Origin of the sequence: Nocardioides jiangxiensis (genome assembly GCF_030580915.1) — a bacterium.
GTDB classification, from domain to species: Bacteria; Actinomycetota; Actinomycetes; order Propionibacteriales; family Nocardioidaceae; genus Nocardioides; species Nocardioides jiangxiensis.
In genome coordinates this window covers 1306908-1325564 of record NZ_JAUQTA010000001.1, presented here as the reverse complement: position 1 = coordinate 1325564, position 18657 = coordinate 1306908, and the positions used below count along the sequence as shown (strand labels likewise).

The following is an 18657-nucleotide window of genomic DNA, read 5'->3' as shown; positions in this document are numbered from 1 at the left end:
GCCGCGAGGCATTTGGCTACTGCGATGCCCATCACGGACCGGTCACGACGGGCGACGACGCCCCTAGGATCCCGAAGGTGAGCACGAACGCCTGGTTCCAGAGCCCCGACGACGCCGCCAAGCGGCTCGATGCGGTGGGCTACCTGACCGACATCCCCACCGCCACGACGGCGTACCTGACCGGTGCGCTGGAGAAGCCGCTGCTGCTCGAGGGTCCGGCCGGTGTCGGCAAGACCGAGCTGGCCAAGGCGGTCGCCCGGGCGACGGGCGCGGAGCTGATCCGGCTGCAGTGCTACGAGGGCCTCGACGAGGCCCGCGCGCTCTACGAGTGGAACTACAAGAAGCAGCTGCTGCGCATCCAGGCGACCGACACCTCGCAGGACTGGGAGCAGACCCACGACGACATCTTCACCGACGAGTTCCTGCTGACCCGGCCGCTGCTGACCGCGATCCGGCGCAGCGAGCCGACCGTGCTGCTCATCGACGAGGTCGACAAGACCGACGTCGAGGTGGAGGGCCTGCTCCTCGAGATCCTCTCCGACTTCCAGGTGACGATCCCCGAGCTCGGCACCGTGTCGGCGGTGCGCAAGCCGTTCGTCATCCTCACCTCCAACGCCTCGCGCGAGCTGTCGGAGGCGGTCAAGCGCCGCTGCCTCTACCTCCACCTCGACTACCCCGAGTCGAAGCGCGAGAAGGAGATCGTCCTCTCGCAGGTCCCCGGTGTCTCCGACCGGCTCGCCGGCCAGCTCGTCGACACCATCGGCCGCCTGCGTGACCTCGAGCTGAAGAAGTCGCCCTCGATCGCCGAGTCCGTCGACTGGGCCCGCACGCTGGTCGCGCTGCAGATCGGCAAGCTCGACGACGCCGCGATCACCCGCACGCTCGGTGTGGTGCTCAAGCACCGCTCCGACCAGGAGCGCGCGGTCCGCGAGCTCAAGCTGGGTCGCTGACCATGCTCCTCGACCGGCACATCGGCTTCGTCGAGGCGCTGCGCGCGGCCGGCCTGACGGTGAGCCTGGCCGAGGACATCGACGCCGCCCGCGCGCTCGGCCACGTCGCGCTCGACGACCGCGAGACGGTCCGGGCGGTGTACGCCGCCACCCTCTGCAAGCGGGAAGGGCACCGGCCCGGCTTCGACGCCCTCTTCGACCTCTGGTTCCCCGCGCTCGTGGGGGACGGCCGCATGGGCGCGGGCATCGCCGCAGGCGCGACCGAGGGCTACGAGCTGGCCACCAAGGAGGGCGACAACGAGCTCGCCCAGGAGATGCGCGACGACGGTCCGCAGAGCCTCGAGGACTTCCGCACCGAGCTGGGCGCAGCCCTCGAGTCCGACGACCGGCAGCGGATGGCCGAGCTGGCGATCTTCGGCGTGGGTCAGTTCGGAGCTCTCCCGGGCCAGGGACCGGGCCGGTCGACGTGGAGCTCCTACACCGCTATGAAGCGGATCCGCCCCGAGGACCTGGCCTTCCGGATCATGCAGGGGCTCGAGGGCCAGGGCTTCGGCGAGGAGGAGGCGCGTGCCGTCGCCACCCGCCGGATCGGCACCTTCGTCGGCCTCGCCGAGGCCGACGCCAACCGGCGCATCGCGCAGGAGAAGGGCGTCGAGCAGATCCAGGAGATCGTGGTCCGCCCCACGCTCGACCGGCTCGACTTCCTCTCGATGCGGCGGGCCGACGTCGAGGAGCTGCGCCGCCAGATCTACCCGCTCGCGCGGCGGCTGGCGACCCGGCTGACCCAGGAGCACCACGCGCGCCGGCGCGGACCGCTGGACTTCCGGCGTACCGTCCGGGCCTCGATCGCCACCGGCGGCGTCCCGCTGGAGACGCACCACAAGCCGAAGCGGCCGCACAAGACCGAGCTGGTCGTGCTCTGCGACGTCTCCGGGTCCGTGGCCAACTTCGCCTCGTTCACGCTGCTGCTGGTCTTCGCGCTGCGCGAGCAGTTCGGCAAGGTCCGCGCCTTCACCTTCGTCGACGACGTCACCGAGGTGACCGACCAGTTCGTGCCCGGCGGCGACCTGGTGGACATCATGACCGGGCTCGTGGAGCAGTCCGCCCACACGGCCCGCTTCGGCCGGACGAACTACGGCCGGGCCTTCACGCGGTTCCTCGAGAAGTACCCCGACGCGCTCGGCCCGAAGACGTCGTTCCTGGTCCTCGGCGACGCCCGGTCCAACTACTCCGACCTCAAGCTGGACGCGCTGAAGACCATCGTCGAGGGCACGCGCAAGCAGTGGTGGCTCAACCCCGAGGTGCGCCGGAACTGGGACACCGGCGACTCCGTCGCCACGCGCTACAACGACGTCGTCCCCATGGTCGAGTGCCGCAACCTGACCCAGCTCTCGGAGTTCGTGCACGACATCCTGTGATGCGCGGTCAGCCCGGTCCGCCGTCAGCCCAGCCAGGCATCGCGTGCTGCGACCGCGATGTCGGGCTGGTCGGAGAAGACCCCGTCCACGCCCGCGTCGAGGAACGCAGTGACCTCGCTGGCCAGGTCGCCGTGGGCGTTCGGGTCCGTGCCGACCCGGAGGTTCGTGGGGAGGAACTGGTTCTCCGCCCGCATCGTCCACACGTGCACGAGGAGGCCGTCGGCGTGCGCGTCGGCGACGAGCCCTGACGGCGACGTGATCGCGCCCGAGGTGCGCGGCATCACCAGGTTCTTGTTGGCCCCGATGCCGTCGGCGTAGGTCGCGATGTCGGCCAGGCCCGCGGGGGTGACCAGATCGGCGTACGTGCGCGGGTCGCCGGCTGCCTGGAGATCGTACGGCGCGCCCGAGGCGTCGACCAGCTGGACGATCGGGGTGTCGACCAGGCGGTCCAGCTCCCGCAGGTTGCCGGTCTCGAAGGACTGGATCACGACCTTGTCGTCGGCGTCGTCGAGGTCGTACTTGTGCAGCAGCGCCACCAGCGGCTCCTCGAGGCTCAGCCCGATCGAGTCGAAGTAGGAGGGGTGCTTGGTCTCCGGGTAGACCCCGATCGTGCGGCCGTAGCGGCGCGACTCCGCGCGGGCCAGGTTGAGCACCTCCTGGAAGGTCGGCACCTCGAACCTCCCGTCGTACGCCGTGTTGGCCGGGCGCACCTGCGGCAGGCGCTCCTTGGCGCGCAGCGTCTTCAGCTCCGCCAGCGTGAAGTCCTCGGTGAACCAGCCGGTGACCCGCTGGCCTTCGATCGTCTTCGTCGTCCTGCGGTCCGCGAACTCGGGGTGGTCGGCGACGTCGGTGGTGCCACCGATCTCGTTCTCGTGCCGCGCGACGAGGACGTGGTCCTTCGTCGAGACCAGGTCGGGCTCGATGTAGTCGGCGCCCATCCGGATCGCCAGCCGGTAGGAGGCGAGCGTGTGCTCGGGGCGGTAGCCGGACGCGCCGCGGTGGCCGATCACCACCGGGGTCGTCGTGGCGGCTGTGCCGGTCGGTGCTGCGCCCGGTGACGCGTGCGCCGACACGGGGACGAGGGTGGTCAGGGCGAGTGGCGTGACGAGGGCGGCGACGGCGCCCGAGATGCGCAGGGTCATGTGCTGCATGCAAGCGGTCGTGGGTGACGCGCGCGCCGCGCCTCGATGAACGCTGCCCGGCTAGACTGCGATCCCGCCGACCACGACGCCGAGGTGACCTCTTGACCTTCGACGCCCACCAGCTCGACAACGTGCTGCTGGCGGGCTCGGTCATCACCCTGCTGGCGATCCTCGCGGTGCGTCTCTCCGCCGGCTTCGGCCTGCCGTCCCTGCTGCTCTACCTGCTCATGGGCGTCGTGCTCGGCGAGTCCGTGATCGGCATCGAGTTCAGCGATGCGCAGGTCGCGCACGCGCTCGGCTTCGGAGCACTCGTCCTGATCCTCGCCGAAGGTGGTCTGACCACGTCGTGGGAGTCGATCAGACCGACGATGAAGCTCGGGGTGTCGCTGGCGACCGTGGGTGTCGCCGTGTCGGTCGGACTCATGGCGCTCTCCGGACACTTCCTCCTCGGGCTCGACTGGCGCCTCGCGCTCCTGCTGGGTGCCGCCACGTCGGCCACGGACGCCGCGGCCGTCTTCAGCGTGCTGCGCACGGTCCCGCTGCCGCGCCGGCTGACCGGTGCCCTCGAGGCCGAGTCCGGCCTGAACGACGCGCCCGTCGTCGTCCTCGTGGTGCTCGTGTCGTCCGGGGCCGCGAGCGAGCACGGGATCCTGGCGATGCTCGGACTCGTCCTGTACGAGCTCGCAGCAGGTGTCCTGCTGGGACTCGTCGTGGGCTGGCTCGGCGGATGGGTGATGGGCCGCGCGGCTCTTCCGGCCTCCGGTCTCTACCCGCTCGCCGTGCTCTCGTTCTGCATCCTCGCCTACGGCACCGGTGCCGCCCTCCATGCCTCCGGCTTCGCCGCGGTCTACGTCGCTGCGCTGGTGCTGGGCAACGCCGAGCTGCCGCACCGAGCGACCACCAAGTCTTTCGCCGAGGGCATCGCCTGGATGGCGCAGATCGGGCTCTTCGTCATGCTCGGCCTGCTGCTGTCGCCCGGGCGCATCACGGTGTCGACCGTCGCCCTCGCGCTCGCCGCGGGGGTGCTCCTCACCCTGGTGGCCCGTCCGGTCTCCGTCTTCGTCTCGGCGCTCGGGTCACGCCTGGAACGCCGCGAGAAGGTCTTCCTGTCGTGGGCGGGCCTGCGTGGCGCGGTGCCGATCGTCTTCACCACGATCCCGCTCGCCGAGGGCGTGCCCGGTGCCCCGCGGCTCTTCGACATCGTCTTCGTGATGGTCGTCGTCTTCACCCTGCTCACCGGGCCGACCCTGCCGTGGGTGGCGAAGGTGCTGCGGGTCGCGAAGCGCTCCGAGCCCCGTGAGGTCGCGATCGAGGCCGCGCCCCTCGAGCGCATCGCCGCGGACCTCCTCCAGGTCCGGATCAGCAGCCGCTCGCGGATGCACGGCGTCGAGGTGGGCGAGCTCCGCCTGCCCCACGGTGCCTCGGTCTCCCTCGTCATCCGCGACGGCGAGCTGCTGGTGCCGCCGCTCCGCATGGTGCTGCGTCACGGCGACGAGCTGCTCGTCGTCACCCCGCGCAAGCAGCGGCACGCCACCGAGGAGAGGCTGCGCCTCGTCGCCAGGGGTGGTCGCCTCGCGCAATGGCTCGGGACCGAGCCCGGGGACTGAGCGCGGATGGCCGGCCCCGGGTGACCGGGGGCTAGGGGACCTTCGGGCCGCAGATGTAGGTGTCGGCCTCCGCAGTGACGGCGGCGACCTTCGGGTGCCAGGCGCGCAGGCCGTCGCCGACGACGACGACGATGCCGTCGCCGAGCACCGGCTTGCCCGACACGATCGGCGTCCCCGAGCCGAACTGCGCCGCCACGAGCTGGGCTGCGGGGCTCGAGGGGTCGGCCCAGATCTCCACCTTGCGCACACTTGCCGTGCCGGCGTTGCCGGTGTCACCCGGCGCGAAGCCGCGGCGCATGAGCTTCTTCATCGCCGTGCCCGCGCCGCCCGACTTCCGCCCCGCGTTGAAGACGCTGACCAGCACCTCGCTCGGATGCACCTTCTGCCCGGCGGCCACCTGCGTGTCCACGCAGCGCGAGGAGTCGCTGTACGACGACAGCGACGGGAACGGCCTCGTCGCCCAGATGAAGCCGACCACCAGCATCAGCAGCGTCGTGCCGACCAGGAAGGCAAGCGTGGGGCCGGACGTCTCGCGGGTTTCCATCATTGCTCCTGATCAGTCCCCGAGCTCGAGGACCCGGGCGTGGACGACGTGGCGCTGCTGCAACGCGGCCCGGAGAGCACGGTGCAGGCCGTCCTCCAGGTAGAGCTCGCCCTGCCACTTCACGACGTGCGCGAAGAGGTCCCCGTAGAACGTGGAGTCCTCGTCGAGGAGGGAGTTGAGCCGCAGCGTGTCCTTCGTGGTGACCAGGTGGTCGAGGCGCACCTGACGCGGCGGCACCGTGCTCCAGGCCTGGGACGTGGTCCCGTGCTCCGGATAGGGCCGACCGTCGCCGACGCGCTTGAAGATCACGAGCGCGATCCTAATCCGATTGCCGGGCAGGGGACCGGCGCCGACAATCGGTGCATGCCCGAGCTCGGCCCACTGACCACGTTCCTCGTCGCCTCGATCCTCTTCATCCAGGTGCCCGGGCCGTCGCTGCTCTTCACCATCGGGCGGGCGCTGACCGTGGGTCGGGCAGACGCGCTGTGGTCGGTCGTCGGCAACGCGCTCGGCCTGGTCGTGCAGGTGCTCGGCGTGACGCTCGGCCTCGGGGCGCTCGTCGCCGCGTCGGCCGCGGCGTTCACCGTGCTGAAGCTCGTCGGCGCCGTGTACGTCGTGTGGCTGGGCATCCAGGCGATCCGCCACCGCGGGGACGCGCGGGCGGCGCTGGTCGCCGCCGGTGCGGTGCCGCGGCGTACCTCCGCCGCTGCGTCGGTGCGCACCGGTCTCGTGGTCGGCGCCACCAACCCGAAGACGATCGTCTTCTTCGCTGCCTTCCTGCCGCAGTTCGTCAACGAGTCGGCGCCTGCTGCACCACAGCTGCTGCTTCTGGGCAGCGTCTTCTCGGTGATGGCCGTCGCCTCCGACTCCGTCTGGGTGCTGGTCGCCTCACGGGCTCGCGACTGGTTCGCCCGCAAGCCGGAGCGCCTGGACCGCATGGGCGCCGCCGGCGGCGTGATGATGATCGGCCTCGGCGCCACCCTCGCGACCACCGGCGCCGGCTCGCACTGACGGCGCTCACGGGCTGCCCGGCCGACCCGGAGCGGCGCGGCCCCGGATCCGTGGATTGTCGGGGTCGCCCGATCTAGGCTTCGCGCCATGACCGAGACGCCTGCCGCGACGCCGGCCGAGCAGCCCATCTCCGAGCAGCCTGTCGCCCCGGCGGCCGAGGCCCCCGCACCTGCCCCGACGGAGGCACCGGCCGCACCGGCCGCACCGTCAGCCGAGGTGCCCGCTCCCGCCCCAGCAGCCGCCCCAGCAGCCGCTCCGGCAGCTGCGCCGACGGCCGGCAACGCGATCGCGGACGCGATCCGGCCCGGCTACGCCTTCGACGGCGCTGCGCTCGAGCTCGGTGGCCTGATGGCGGATGCGACCACGCTGACCGACGTCCACATCCGGATCCCGCTCGGCATGCTCAACCGGCACGGGCTCGTCGCCGGCGCGACCGGCACCGGCAAGACCAAGACGCTGCAGCTGCTCGCCGAGCAGCTCAGCGCCAACGGCGTGCCCGTCTTTGCTGCCGACATCAAGGGCGACCTCTCGGGCATCTCGCAGCCGGGCGAAGGCGGGGAGAAGATCACCGCGCGTGCCGCCTCGGTGGGACAGTCCTGGACGGCGACGGCGTTCCCGACCGAGTTCTTCGCGCTCGGGGGCCAGGGCACCGGCATCCCCGTGCGCGTCACCATGAAGGAGTTCGGCCCGACCCTGCTCGCGAAGGTGCTCGGGCTCAACGCAACCCAGGAGTCGAGCCTCGGCCTGGTCTTCCACTATGCCGAGCAGGCGGGTCTCGAGCTGGTCGACCTCGCGGACCTCCGCGCTGTCGTGAAGTTCCTGACCAGCGACGCGGGCAAGCCTGCGCTGGAGGACCTCGGCGGACTGTCGTCGGCGACCGCCGGCGTCATCCTGCGTGAGCTCATCGCCTTCTCCGACCAGGGTGCCGACCAGTTCTTCGGCCAACCGCAGTTCGACGTGGCCGACTTCCTCCAGCTGCGCGACGGCAAGGGCGTCGTCTCGCTCATGGAGCTGCCCAACCTCCAGGACCGGCCGGCCGTCTTCTCGACGTTCCTGATGTGGCTGCTCGCGGCGCTCTTCCGCTCGCTGCCCGAGGTCGGCGACGTCGACAAGCCCAAGCTGGTCTTCTTCTTCGACGAGGCGCACCTGCTCTTCGCGGACGCGTCGAAGGACTTCCTGGCGCTGATCACCCAGACGGTCCGCCTGATCCGCTCGAAGGGTGTCGGTGTCTTCTTCGTGACCCAGTCGCCGACCGACGTTCCGGACGACGTGCTGGCGCAGCTGGGCTCCCGGGTCCAGCACCAGCTGCGGGCACACACGCCCAACGACGCCAAGGCGCTCAAGGCGACCGTCAACACCTACCCCGACAGCCAGTACGCCGACCTGGGTGAGGTGATCACGTCGCTCGGCATCGGTGAGGCGGTCATCACCGTCATGAACGAGCGAGGTGCGCCGACGCCCGTCGCGTGGACCCGTCTCCGCGCGCCGGAGTCGCTGATGGCGGCCGCCCCTGCCGCGGGCATGGAGGCAGCCGTGAAGGGCAGCGCGCTGTTCGCGAAGTACTCCGCCGTCCAGGACACCGAGTCGGCCGCCGACAAGCTCGGCGCCCAGGAGGGGGCCACCGCGAAGGCGTCGCAGGACGCGGCCGAGCAGGCAACCGCCGCGAAGCAGGAGAAGGCGGCTCCCAAGCCGGCGAAGTCGAAGCGCAGCGGGGCGATCGCGGACGCGGCGTGGAACAGTGCCGACGACATCGCCGCCGCGCTGGCACCGCGGGGCAAGAAGCAGCTCGCGCGCCAGGTGACCAACATCCTCAAGGGCGTCTTCCGTCGCTGACCGCCTCGCCCGGGACGGCCGCCAGGAACGGGTGGCCGTCCGGGGTGAGTCCGTGGCCCGGCATCGTCGGGACCGCGGCGGCACGAGCCCTGCCGTGTCCGGAGTCCACCGGGTCGCCGAGGCGCAGTTCGAGCCGGGTGCCGATCACGTCGCGCAGAGGCAGCCGGAGGTCTGCCCACCGGGTCGCGGTGAGAACCAGGTGGATGCCGAACGACAGCGACTCCTGGGCGAGGCCGGCGAGCGCGGCCTCCACGTCGGGCCAGCCCTCCCGCAGCGCCGCCCACCCGTCCACGAGGACGAACAGGTCGGGATCGTTCGCACGATCCCTGCGACGCCGGGCGGCCTCGGCCATGAGGTCGTCTGCCAGGCGGCGCAGCTCCTCCGGCTCACCGCGGCCGACGCACGACGACACCTGCGGAAGCCGGGCCAGTCGCGTGAGGCCTCCGCCGAGGTCGACCAACGCCAGGCGGGTACGCGTCGGTGCGCTGGCGGCCAGCGCCTCGCCGATCGTGCGGAGCAGCGTCGTCCGGCCCGACCGGGGCGCGCCCACGATCGCGACGTGACCGCCCGCCCCCGCGAGGTCGAGCAGCAGCGGTGCGTGGCGCTGGGCGCGTGGGAGGTCGACGAGGCCGACCGGCAGCCGTCGTACCCCGGGGTCCGGGACGCTCGCGAGGAGCCGGGGGAGCTCGGGCGCCTCGCGCAGGGGCGGCAACCAGATGCGGCGGGCGGCCCGGCCGTCGTGGGCGCGGTGCCGGGCCTCCGCGACCACGCGCTCCAGGAGGGCCGGCTCGACGTGCTCGTTGCTGCTCGGGTCCCTGACCGGGGCGGAGGTGAAGGGCAGGACGGTCCGACCGACTGTGCGGCGCGGCTCAGGGGCGGAGACGAGCAGGGTCTGGAACCGCGTCACCGCACCGGGGCCGGTCGCGAGGAGCCCTGCTCCGGGACGGGGCGGCAGCTCGTGGGCGTCGGCCGAGCCGATCACCGCCCGCGACTCGGCCGCCGTGTGCGTCCGGAGCGCGATCCGGAAACCGAGGTGCGACTCCAGCCCGCGCAGGCGCCCCTCGTCGAGGCGCTGGGAGGCGAGCAGCAGGTGGACCCCGAGGGAACGGCCGACCCGCCCGATGCTGGCGAACAGCTCGGCGAGGTCGGGCCGGGTGACCAGCAGCTCCGTGAACTCGTCGACGACGACGAGCAGTGACGGGACCGCTTGTCCACCGCGAGGAAGATCGGTGACACGTGCGACGTCGCCCGCGTCGCGCAGCACCTCCTGGCGTCGGACGAGCTCGCCGGCCACGGCGTCGTGCATGCGGTCGACCAGGGTGAGGTCGTCCTCGAGGTTGGTGATCAGGGCGGCCGTGTGAGGCAGCGCGCCGAGGGAGCTGAAGGTCGCTCCGCCCTTGAAGTCGACCAGCACGAGGTTGAGCTCCTCGGGGGAGTGGGTCATCGCGAGCCCGGTGACGAGGGTGCGCAGCAGCTCGGACTTGCCGCTGCCCGTGGCGCCGATGACCAGACCGTGCGGGCCGTGGCCGCCCTCTGCCGTCTCGCGCAGGTCCAGATGGACCGGCGCGCCCTCGATGCCGGTGCCGATCGGCACGCGGAGGTGCATGCGGGGCGACCCGCGCAGGAGTGCGGCCAGGTCACCGGGACCGGAGGGCGGGACCAGCGCCGCGCGTCGTCGCGCGGAGGCAGTGGCTGTGGCGAGGTCGCAGGTGTCGGGCCGGAAGTCGGCCGGCGTCACGTCGGCTCCGCCGCGTCGCACGCGTGCAGCGGGCCCTGTCGACACGGTCGTGGCTCCGGCGACGGGGCCACCGGCGGGCCGGATCGTGGTGGCCGGGCCGGAGGTCGGGCTGGTGGGGGCCGGTCGCCGCTCGTCGATCACGAGCAGGTGGTGCGTGCCGGCTGCCGGGAGCAGATCCTGAAGCGACGTTGCCCGGAGCCGGGCCGGGCCGACGTCGTCGCGGTCGGTGGGCGACCCGTGGTGAGGAAGCCACTTCAGCCACTCCCACGCGGCGAACGCCTCCGCGTCGTCGGCGAGCACGGCGATGCGCAGCCGCGCCGGGTCGATGCGCGCCGCGGAGCACACCCACGCGCGCGCGACCGCGCGTGCAGCCTCGCCCGGTCCGTCGATGACGAGGTCGCCGGTCTCTGCCAGGTCGACGGCGACGGGCAGGTCGCGCACGTGACGGTGGTGCTCGACGAAGCGCTCGAGGGCCAGCTGGGCGGCGAGGTCGGATGGCTGGCCGGGGATCGGCTCGGGCAGCTCCAGGTCGAGGCCGAGCCTGCCGGTCCCCACCCCGATGCGGACCGTCAGATGCTCGCCCGGGTCGGGGCTGTGGGCCACGACCGTGGCCGGTGCGGGGTGACGGTCCAGTGCCTCGGCCCGCTGCAGGTCGGCCGCGCGGACCACGGACTGGCGCGCGCGGGCCAGGTGGTGTCGGTGGTCGTCCCGGCTCTGCCCCGCGTGGGCGCGGCGTCGGCGGACCTGCCTCTCGACCTGGAGGACCACGAACGCGACCGTGACGAGCAGGAAGAGGCCGGCTGCGAGCAGGCTCCGCAACCGCATCGGACCGCCACTGCCCAGCCCGTTGCCGGCCACCAGCGCGACGGACCCGAGACCGCCCAGGGCGGGCAGGAGCATGAGGAGGCCGCCGCCCTCGGGGGGCCGTTGCGGCGGCGCTGCCGGCAGGCGCAGCGTGGTTCGCGTCCCGGTGATGGTCATGGCGACGACGCTAGGTCGGCCGACGGGCTCGTGCCCGGTCGTCCGATGGGCCTGTGGAGGAGGAGCGCCCGGGACCGGCCTGTGGGCGGGCCGGGATCGAGGTGCGCCGCTGCGGGCATCCATCCATGACGCCACGTGTGGTGGCCGGACGAAGGAGAGAAGCGATGACGACAGGTGCCGGGGCCGGGATCGGCAAGGCGGACGGGGTGGTCCTCGCCGCAGCAGCGGACGTGGGGGAGACGAGGGCGCGGCTGGACGGTGATCTGGCGGCGCTGCGCAGCCAGCTCGATCACCTGTCGGGCCAGTGGGAGGGCAGGGGACACGCGGCGTTCGTCAACGCGATCGCGGCCTGGCAGTCCACCGCCGACCGGATCGTGCACAGCCTCGACGACTTCGAGGCACAGCTGCGCGCCACGGAGTCGACCTACGACGAGGCCGAGTCGCAGGTGGCAGCCGCGCTGGGCCGCTTCGCGGCCCGGGGCTGAGGTGGGCCCGATGAGCGGCATGCTGAGAGTGGGCCACGCAGCACTCGACGACGCGGCGACCGGCCTGCGGTCAGGCGCCTCCCGGATCGAGGGCACGCTCGACGACCTCACCCGACGGCTCAGGTCGCGCTCGCCGGAGTGGACGGGCGCGGCCTCCGAGGCCTTCGAGCGCGCGCGCCTGCGGTGGGACACCGCCATGCGAGACATGCAGGAGGTCCTGCACGCGATGGGTGTCGCTGTCGCGGCAGCCAACGACGAGTACCGGCACGCCGAGGCCGCGAACGCCCGCAGGTTCGGCGGCTGAGCGGTGGCTGGCCTGTGCCGGATCTCGGTGGTGCCGGAGTCGGGCGACGCGACGGACCTCGCGGTGCCGGACCGGGTCGCGGTCGCCGAGATGCTGCCCGAGCTGGTCCGGCTGCTCGGCGCCCCGGGTGCGGCGCGGCTCGTGACCGTGACCGGCCACGAGGTCCGTCCGGACGTGGGGCTCCGCGACCAGGGCATCGCCGACGGCGCCGTGCTGGCCCTCGTGGGGCCGGCGCCGGTGGATGTTCCCTCCGAGGACCCGGCCGAGGCGGTCGCTGCCGTCGTGCGGTCCGGCGTCCTGGGCTGGCACCCCCGCCTGGTCGCTCCGGTCGCACGGCTCGGCTGCGGGCTCTTCCTGGCGCTGGCTGGTTGGGCTCTCGCCACCGGCCCGGGCTGGTCGGGGAGTGTCGCGGCGGCTGCCGCCGTGGGCCTCGGCGGCGCAGCCGTGGTCGCCGTGCGCCGGCGCCACGACCGGCTGATGGCAGCGGCCCTCGGATGGGCCGCGGTCGGCTTCGCCGCGGTGGCCGGCGGCCAGTACGCCGGTTCCGTTGCGGCCTGCGGGTCTGCGGCTGCTGCCGCCGTCCTGCTCGCCCGGGTCGTGCGGGGCGTGGGACTCCTTCTCGTGCCCGCGGCTGTCGCGGCTGTCGTCCTCGCCGGCCTCACGGCGCTGGCCACCTGGTCTCAGGTCGATCCGGGACTGCTCGCTGCGCTCGGTCTGGTGGGCGTCGGGCTCGCGTCCGTGGGGCTTCCCCGAGCCGCCCTCGCCTCCGCACGTGGTGACACAGCAGTGGCACGCGAGCTCATGCGTGCGCTCATGGCGGCTGTCGCGGTGGTGATGCTGGTGCTGACCGTGCCCACGGCCGCGCACGGCGTAGCAGGCGCCGGTCTCGTCGGCGCGGTAGCGCTCCATGTCGTGTGCCTGGGGTCCCGGCACCACGGCGCCGTGGAGGTCGTCACCGGTCTCGCCGTGGGAGCAGCCATGATGCTGCTCGCCGCCGGTGTCGTCGTGGTCACCCGTCCGCAGGCGGCGGGTGGCCTGGGGGTGATCGCTGTCGTGCTCGGCCTCGGGCTGGCGGTCGTCGCCGGCGGCGACATGGCGGGCGAGGGCGACCAGGACCCGCGTCTGGTGCTGGCGATCGACCGGATCGAGACGGTGGCCCTGCTCGCGATCGTGCCGCTCCTGCTGACCGTGGCCGACGCCGTGACGGTCGTCAGGCACCTGGTCCACGGGTGAGCGTGGGGCCGGGGCCGGTGATCACGGCTAGGCTCGCGCCCCGTGAAGGGGAGGACGGGCGCGGCACGCGCCGCGGGACTGCTGGTCGGCTATGCACTCGACGTGCGGCTCGGCGACCCACAGCGCCACCACCCTGTCGCGCTCTTCGGTGCCGGCGCAGGTCGGCTCGAGCGCCGCCTGTACGCCGACACGCGCCTCGCCGGTGTCGGCTACACGGGCGTCCTCGTCGGCGGCACGGTGCTCGGCACTGTTCTCGTCCAGCGGGCCGTCCGGTCCAGCGCGGCGACGGTGTCGAGCCGCGATGTCGCCCGGACCGTGACGGAGTTCGCGACCGTCACCGCGGCGACGTTCACGGCACTGGGAGGCACATCCCTCGTACGCGAGGGTGACGTGATGGCCCGGCGGCTCGAGTCGGGCGACCTTCCGGGCGCGCGACAGCGCCTCGCGCACCTGTGCGCCCGCGACGCCTCGGAGCTCGGCCCCGCCGACCTGGCCCGTGCCACCGTCGAGTCGCTGGCCGAGAACACCTCCGACGCCGTGGTCGCGCCTCTCGTGTGGGGCAGCCTCCTCGGCGCGCCGGGTCTGCTCGGCTACCGCGCGGCCAACACGCTCGACGCGATGGTCGGCTACCGCTCCCCGCGCTACCGCAACTTCGGCTGGGCCAGCGCCCGCTTCGACGACCTGCTCAACCTCCTGCCGGCCCGGATGGCGGCACTGCTGGTCTTCGTGGTCACGGGGCGCCGGGACGCACTCGTCGTCTGGCGTCGCGATGCGCACCTTCACCCCTCCCCGAACGCCGGCCCGGTGGAGGCGGCGACCGCGGGAGCACTCGGCGTACGGCTGGGAGGGACGAACACCTACGACGGCGAGGCGGAGTCGCGCGGTGTGCTCGGCGACGGGCGACCCGTGGAGGTCGCCGACGTCGCCCGCGCCAACCGGCTCTCGCGCCGTGTCTCGGCAGCCGCCGTGGTCGTCGCGGCGGGCACCGCGCTCGCCCTCGGCACACGCGGGCCGACCCGAGACCGGGATCCCTCCCGCGCTCGCGTCCCGGACGGGCCGGCTCGCCGGTCGCTCGCCCGGTCGTCATGGACGAGAATGACCGCGTGAACGCATCGACGCGCGGGCTCCTGTTCGCCGGCACCACCTCCGACGCGGGCAAGAGCCTGGTGACGGCGGCGGCGTGCCGGCTCTTCGCGCGCAACGGTGTCAAGGTCGCGCCGTTCAAGAGCCAGAACATGAGCAACAACTCGATGGTCTGCTCCGACGGCTCCGAGATCGGTCGCGCGCAGTGGCTCCAGGCCGTCGCGGCAGGCGCCGAGCCGGAGACCGCGATGAACCCGGTGCTCCTCAAGCCCGGCTCGGACCGGCGCAGCCACATCGTCCTCCTCGGCAAGCCGGCCGGCACCCTCGAGGCGGGAGAGTTCGCCACCGGCCGGGCCCACCTCGCCAAGGCGGCTTTCGAGGCCTACCGCGACCTCGCCAGCCGGTACGACGTGGTCCTGGCTGAGGGCGCCGGCTCCCCGGCGGAGGTCAACCTGCGCTCCGGTGACTACGTGAACATGGGCCTGGCCCGCGAGATGGGGCTTCCGGTCGTGGTGGTCGGCGACATCGACCGCGGCGGTGTCCTCGCCGCGATGTACGGCACCCTGGGCATGCTCGAGCCCGACGACCAGCGCCACCTCAAGGGCTGGATCGTCAACAAGTTCCGCGGCGACGTCGAGCTGCTGCGTCCCGGCCTGCGCACACTCGAGCAGCGCACGGACCGTCCCGTGCTCGGTGTCGTCCCCTGGCTGACGGACCTCTGGCTCGACTCCGAGGACGCCCTGGCGATCGCCGGCTGGCAGCACCGGGTGGACCCGACGCTGCGGGTCGCCGCGGTGCGGTTCCCGCGCATCTCCAACGCCACCGACCTCGACGCGCTCGCGGCCGAGCCGGGTGTCGCGGTCGCGTTCACGACCTCTGCCGCCGAGCTCGCCGATGCGGACCTCGTCGTCCTCCCGGGCAGCCGCGCCACCATGAGCGACCTGGCCTGGCTGCGTGAGCGGGGCCTCGACACGGTGATCGCCCGTCGGGTCGCGGAGGGCAAGCCCGTCCTCGGCATCTGCGGCGGCAACCAGATGCTCGCCGGCACGATCCACGACCCGCACGGCATCGAGTCGGGCGGCACGGTCGACGGCCTCGGCCTGCTGCCGACCCGCGTCGACTTCGGGGTCGAGAAGATCCTGGGGCGTCCCACCGGTGAGTGGCGGGGCGAGCGCGTCGCGGCGTACGAGATCCACCACGGGGTGACGACGCTCGACGGCGACGCGCTGCGGGCATGGGACGCCTCGATGTTCCTCGACGGCTTCACGATGGGCGCGGTCTGGGGCACGACGTGGCACGGAGCGTTCGAGTCCGACGGCTTCCGGCGCGCGTTCCTGGCCGAGGTCGCCTCCCGGACCGGGGCGCCGTGGACCGCGCAGCCCGATGCGCCCGGTTACGCCGACCGCCGCGAGGACATGCTCGACCGGCTCGCCGACGCACTCGACGAGGCGGTCGGCTTCCAGCCGCTCATCGACCTCGTCGACGCAGGGGTGCAGCCGTGAACCGCGTGGTCGTGGTCGGCATCGGCGCCGACGGGTACGCCGGACTCACCGGCGCCGCGCGGGAGGCGGTCGACGCGGCCGGCGTGGTCGTGGGCGGCCAGCGCCAGCTCGACCTCCTCCCGGACACCGTGACCGCGGAGCGGATCACTTGGCCCGTGCCGCTGAGGCCCGCCGTGCGCCCGCTCGCCGACGAGCACCGCGAGCGAGGCCTCGTCGTCCTCGCCAGCGGCGACCCGATGCACCACGGCATCGGCCGGACCCTCGTCGAGGAGCTCGGTGCGCCCGCCGTGAAGGTCATCAGCCATCCCGGCTCGGTCAGCCTCGCCTGCGCCCGCATGGGATGGCCCGTCGAGACGACCCCTGTCGTCTCGACCCTGACCGGACCGCTGGGCGCCGTGATGCGCCACGCCGGGGACGGTGCGCAGGTCCTGGTCCTCAACCGCGACGCCTCGACGCCGGCGGCGCTGGCGGCGTTCCTCACCGCGCACGGCTTCGGTGGTTCGAGGATCACCGTGCTCGCGGACCTCGGGGGTCGCGAGCGCAGCCTGAGGGGCTTCGCCGACCAGGCCGACTACTGGTCAGGGCAGCTCCCGGACAGCGTCAGCATCAGTGCGGTGGAGTTCGCCGGCCCCCGCGGCGTGCAGGAGACCCCGGGCCTGCCCGACGAGCTCTTCGAGACCGACGGACAGCTGACCAAGCGCCACGTGCGCGCGCTGACCCTGGCGGCCCTCGCGCCGCGGCCGGGCGAGCTGCTCTGGGACGTCGGGGGCGGCTCCGGCTCGATCGCCATCGAGTGGCTCCGTGCCCACCCCACCACCCGGGCGCTCTGCGTCGAGCGCGACCCCGAGCGGATCGGGCGGATCGTGCGCAACGCGGCGGTCCTCGGCGTCCCGCGGCTGCAGGTCGTGGAGGGTGCGGCGCCCGAGGTGCTCGCGGAGCTGCCGACGCCCGACGTCGTCTTCGTCGGGGGCGGCCTGACCGCAGCGGGCGTCTTCGACGCCTGCTGGTCGGCTCTGCCCCGGGGCGGCCGGTTCGTCACCAACGCGGTCACCCTCGAGTCCCAGGCGCTCGTCATGCGGCTCCAGAAGGAGCACGGCGGCGAGCTGGTCAAGATCGACGTGGCCCGCACGACTGCCGTCGGCGGGTTCACCGGATGGCGCGCGGCCATGACGGTCGTGCAGTGGAGTGTGGAGAAGCAGTGACCGTTCACTTCGTCGGTGCCGGACCGGGCGCCCCCGACCTGATCACCGTGCGCGGACTGCGTCTGCTGCAGGCGGCGAAGGTCGTCATGTATGCCGGCGCGCTGGTGCCCGACGAGCTCCTCGCCGAGGTGCCGGCGGACGCGAAGCGGGTCGACACCCAGCACCTCGACCTCGAGGAGATCGTCGCGGAGTACGCCGCCGCCGAGCAGGCCGGGCACGACGTCGTACGGCTGCACTCGGGGGACCTGTCGCTCTACTCGGCCGTCGCCGAGCAGGCGCGGCGCCTCGAGGCGCTCGGCATCGACTACGACCTCTGCCCGGGTGTGCCGGCCTACGCGGCGGCCTCCGCCGCGCTCGGCCTGGAGCTCACGGTCCCCGAGGTCAACCAGTCGGTGGTGCTGACGCGGCTCTCCCGCCAGGCCAGCAAGATGCCGCCGCGGGAGACGCTCAAGAACCTCGGCTCCGCGGGGGCGCTGATCGTGCTCCACCTCGCCACGCACCTGGTCGACGACGTGGTCGCGGAGCTCGAGCCCAACTACGGCCTCGACTGCCCCGCTGCCGTCGTCTTCCAGGCCTCCCAGCCGGAGCAGCTGATCCTGCGCGGCACGCTGGGCGACATCGCCCAGCAGGTGAAGGACGCGGGCCTGAAGCGGTCGGCCGTGATCATGGTCGGCCGGTCCCTGGCTGCCGCAGGTTTCCGCGACTCCCACCTCTACAGCTGCGACCGGGACCGCTCGATCGGCTGATGCCGGTGACGTCCTACTCGAAGACCAGCAGCTCGAGCAGGACGACCGTGACCAGCACCGCTGGCAGGGTGGCCAGGGCGGGCCACACCCGGCGCCACGGCTCGCCGTGCAGGCCGGCGTAGGTCGCCATCGCCAGCGCAGCGGTGGAGCCGATGAGTCCCAGGAGGAAGAGCAGCATGACGGTCATGCCGACCCAGTTGTCGGAGACCGCGTCCTCGCCGCCGACCGTCCACGCGGCCCCGAACAGGGCCGCCGCGGCGAGCAGGGTGCCCCACGCGTAGTGCGCCGTGCGGAGTGACTGGGGGCCGGCGGTGCCGGGGTGGATCCAGCCGGGGAGCGTCTGGAGGGTCCTCACGTCCCGACCATCCCTCGCCACGGGTGCGCCACGGTAGGGCACGAGGTCCCGTGGGAGGTGCGCCCTCGGGTGCGGCGGGTCCCGGCCCTTCGACCGTGTCGCGGCCGCGGCCGCCGCGGGACGATGGAGGCGGACCGAGGAGGGCTGCCGCATGACCAACACCCCCACAGCCGGAGACGCCGCGACGAGGGCCACCCACCGGGCGTGGTGGTCACTGACCGGGTTCGTGCCGTGCTTCGTCCTGGCCTTCGTCGTCGGCGAGGGCATTTTCGCCGCGCTGGGGCAAGCCGGCGCAGGCGGGGAGCAGGCACCCGTGTGGGCCGTGGCCGCTGCCGCGATTCCCGCCCTGCTCGTGTTCGCCCTGCCGGCGGTCGCCGCGACGCTCCTCGGGCGCCGCGCCCTCCGCCTGGGGGACCCTCGCGGACGGACCCCGATGGTCGTGGCGCTCGCCGTCGCGGGCACCTTCCTGCTCCTCAACGGCCTCTCGGCGCTCGCCGTCTGGCTCACGTAGGCCCGGGTCCGG

Annotated in this window: 18 protein-coding genes; 13 read left to right on the top strand and 5 right to left on the bottom strand. The window is 73.1% G+C overall.

The genetic code is table 11. The features are described 5' to 3' along the window. Window positions 1-77 precede the first annotated feature (77 nt). Entirely contained in the window at window positions 78-950 is an 873-nt protein-coding gene (locus tag Q5722_RS06505; protein WP_305027395.1) for an AAA family ATPase, read from the top strand. 2 nt (window positions 951-952) lie between these two features. Then, entirely contained in the window at window positions 953-2368 is a 1416-nt protein-coding gene (locus Q5722_RS06500; RefSeq protein ID WP_305027394.1) for a vWA domain-containing protein, read from the top strand. Window positions 2369-2391: 23 nt separating this feature from the next. Here the strand turns inward: Q5722_RS06500 and Q5722_RS06495 are convergent, their stop codons facing one another. After that, on the bottom strand, window positions 2392-3510 hold the full coding sequence (locus tag Q5722_RS06495) for a glycerophosphodiester phosphodiesterase (RefSeq protein ID WP_305027393.1): 1119 nt from the start codon (window positions 3508-3510) through the stop codon (window positions 2392-2394). Between the two features lie 101 nt (window positions 3511-3611). On the opposite strand from Q5722_RS06495, the gene Q5722_RS06490 reads away from it, so the two are divergent. Continuing rightward, window positions 3612-5117: a potassium/proton antiporter gene (locus Q5722_RS06490; RefSeq protein ID WP_305027392.1), complete on the top strand. Its 1506-nt coding sequence runs from the start codon at window positions 3612-3614 to the stop codon at window positions 5115-5117. A 31-nt stretch (window positions 5118-5148) separates the two neighbouring features. Here Q5722_RS06490 and Q5722_RS06485 read toward each other — a convergent pair whose 3' ends face one another. Together Q5722_RS06485 and Q5722_RS06480 are read right to left on the bottom strand one after the other, a co-directional pair. After that, on the bottom strand, window positions 5149-5661 hold the full coding sequence (locus tag Q5722_RS06485) for a LytR C-terminal domain-containing protein (RefSeq protein ID WP_305027391.1): 513 nt from the start codon (window positions 5659-5661) through the stop codon (window positions 5149-5151). A 12-nt stretch (window positions 5662-5673) separates the two neighbouring features. After that, on the bottom strand, window positions 5674-5970 hold the full coding sequence (locus Q5722_RS06480; protein ID WP_305027390.1) for a type II toxin-antitoxin system VapB family antitoxin: 297 nt from the start codon (window positions 5968-5970) through the stop codon (window positions 5674-5676). Between the two features lie 54 nt (window positions 5971-6024). On the opposite strand from Q5722_RS06480, the gene Q5722_RS06475 reads away from it, so the two are divergent. After that, window positions 6025-6672, top strand: coding sequence for a LysE family translocator (locus Q5722_RS06475; RefSeq protein WP_305027389.1), 648 nt, complete (start codon window positions 6025-6027; stop codon window positions 6670-6672). A gap of 87 nt (window positions 6673-6759) precedes the next feature. Continuing rightward, a complete protein-coding gene (locus Q5722_RS06470) occupies window positions 6760-8505 on the top strand; it encodes a helicase HerA-like domain-containing protein (RefSeq protein WP_305027388.1) in 1746 nt (581 codons plus the stop codon). On the opposite strand, the gene Q5722_RS06465 is transcribed toward Q5722_RS06470, so the two are convergent. Beyond that, on the bottom strand, window positions 8483-11224 hold the full coding sequence (locus tag Q5722_RS06465) for an FtsK/SpoIIIE domain-containing protein (RefSeq protein WP_305027387.1): 2742 nt from the start codon (window positions 11222-11224) through the stop codon (window positions 8483-8485). The two genes, Q5722_RS06470 and Q5722_RS06465, sit on opposite strands and share 23 nt — an antisense overlap. A 164-nt stretch (window positions 11225-11388) precedes the next feature. Here Q5722_RS06465 and Q5722_RS06460 point away from each other — a divergent pair, with 164 nt between their 5' ends. The 7 genes from Q5722_RS06460 to cobM are packed head-to-tail and all read left to right on the top strand — an operon-like array spanning window position 11389 to window position 17779. After that, window positions 11389-11709, top strand: coding sequence for a WXG100 family type VII secretion target (locus Q5722_RS06460; RefSeq protein ID WP_305027386.1), 321 nt, complete (start codon window positions 11389-11391; stop codon window positions 11707-11709). Between the two features lie 10 nt (window positions 11710-11719). After that, window positions 11720-12013, top strand: coding sequence for a WXG100 family type VII secretion target (locus Q5722_RS06455; RefSeq protein WP_305027385.1), 294 nt, complete (start codon window positions 11720-11722; stop codon window positions 12011-12013). A 3-nt stretch (window positions 12014-12016) separates the two neighbouring features. Next, window positions 12017-13246: an EsaB/YukD family protein gene (locus Q5722_RS06450; protein WP_305027384.1), complete on the top strand. Its 1230-nt coding sequence runs from the start codon at window positions 12017-12019 to the stop codon at window positions 13244-13246. Between the two features lie 42 nt (window positions 13247-13288). Further along, a complete protein-coding gene (locus tag Q5722_RS06445; protein ID WP_305027383.1) occupies window positions 13289-14353 on the top strand; it encodes a cobalamin biosynthesis protein in 1065 nt (354 codons plus the stop codon). Continuing rightward, a complete protein-coding gene (locus Q5722_RS06440) occupies window positions 14350-15831 on the top strand; it encodes a cobyric acid synthase (protein WP_305027382.1) in 1482 nt (493 codons plus the stop codon). The genes Q5722_RS06445 and Q5722_RS06440 overlap by 4 nt, the downstream gene beginning before the upstream one ends. Then, window positions 15828-17033, top strand: a complete 1206-nt coding sequence (cbiE, locus tag Q5722_RS06435; protein ID WP_305027381.1) for a precorrin-6y C5,15-methyltransferase (decarboxylating) subunit CbiE — start codon at window positions 15828-15830, stop codon at window positions 17031-17033. The genes Q5722_RS06440 and cbiE overlap by 4 nt, the downstream gene beginning before the upstream one ends. Further along, entirely contained in the window at window positions 17030-17779 is a 750-nt protein-coding gene (gene cobM, locus Q5722_RS06430; protein WP_305027380.1) for a precorrin-4 C(11)-methyltransferase, read from the top strand. The genes cbiE and cobM overlap by 4 nt, the downstream gene beginning before the upstream one ends. A 13-nt stretch (window positions 17780-17792) precedes the next feature. Here cobM and Q5722_RS06425 read toward each other — a convergent pair whose 3' ends face one another. Then, a complete protein-coding gene (locus tag Q5722_RS06425) occupies window positions 17793-18134 on the bottom strand; it encodes a hypothetical protein (RefSeq protein WP_305027379.1) in 342 nt (113 codons plus the stop codon). Between the two features lie 151 nt (window positions 18135-18285). On the opposite strand from Q5722_RS06425, the gene Q5722_RS06420 reads away from it, so the two are divergent. Next, window positions 18286-18645: a hypothetical protein gene (locus tag Q5722_RS06420; RefSeq protein ID WP_305027378.1), complete on the top strand. Its 360-nt coding sequence runs from the start codon at window positions 18286-18288 to the stop codon at window positions 18643-18645. Window positions 18646-18657: the final 12 nt, after the last annotated feature.

What these genes read in the sequence shown, in the direction of transcription:
- Q5722_RS06500 (WP_305027394.1), top strand. Translation starts at nt 953, where the DNA reads ATGCTCCTCGACCGGCACATCGGCTTCGTCGAGGCGCTGCGCGCGGCC.
- Q5722_RS06495 (WP_305027393.1), bottom strand. Translation starts at nt 3,510, where the DNA reads ATGACCCTGCGCATCTCGGGCGCCGTCGCCGCCCTCGTCACGCCACTC.
- Q5722_RS06485 (WP_305027391.1), bottom strand. Translation starts at nt 5,661, where the DNA reads ATGGAAACCCGCGAGACGTCCGGCCCCACGCTTGCCTTCCTGGTCGGC.
- Q5722_RS06475 (WP_305027389.1), top strand. Translation starts at nt 6,025, where the DNA reads ATGCCCGAGCTCGGCCCACTGACCACGTTCCTCGTCGCCTCGATCCTC.
- Q5722_RS06470 (WP_305027388.1), top strand. Translation starts at nt 6,760, where the DNA reads ATGACCGAGACGCCTGCCGCGACGCCGGCCGAGCAGCCCATCTCCGAG.
- Q5722_RS06465 (WP_305027387.1), bottom strand. Translation starts at nt 11,224, where the DNA reads ATGACCATCACCGGGACGCGAACCACGCTGCGCCTGCCGGCAGCGCCG.
- Q5722_RS06460 (WP_305027386.1), top strand. Translation starts at nt 11,389, where the DNA reads ATGACGACAGGTGCCGGGGCCGGGATCGGCAAGGCGGACGGGGTGGTC.
- Q5722_RS06455 (WP_305027385.1), top strand. Translation starts at nt 11,720, where the DNA reads ATGAGCGGCATGCTGAGAGTGGGCCACGCAGCACTCGACGACGCGGCG.
- Q5722_RS06420 (WP_305027378.1), top strand. Translation starts at nt 18,286, where the DNA reads ATGACCAACACCCCCACAGCCGGAGACGCCGCGACGAGGGCCACCCAC.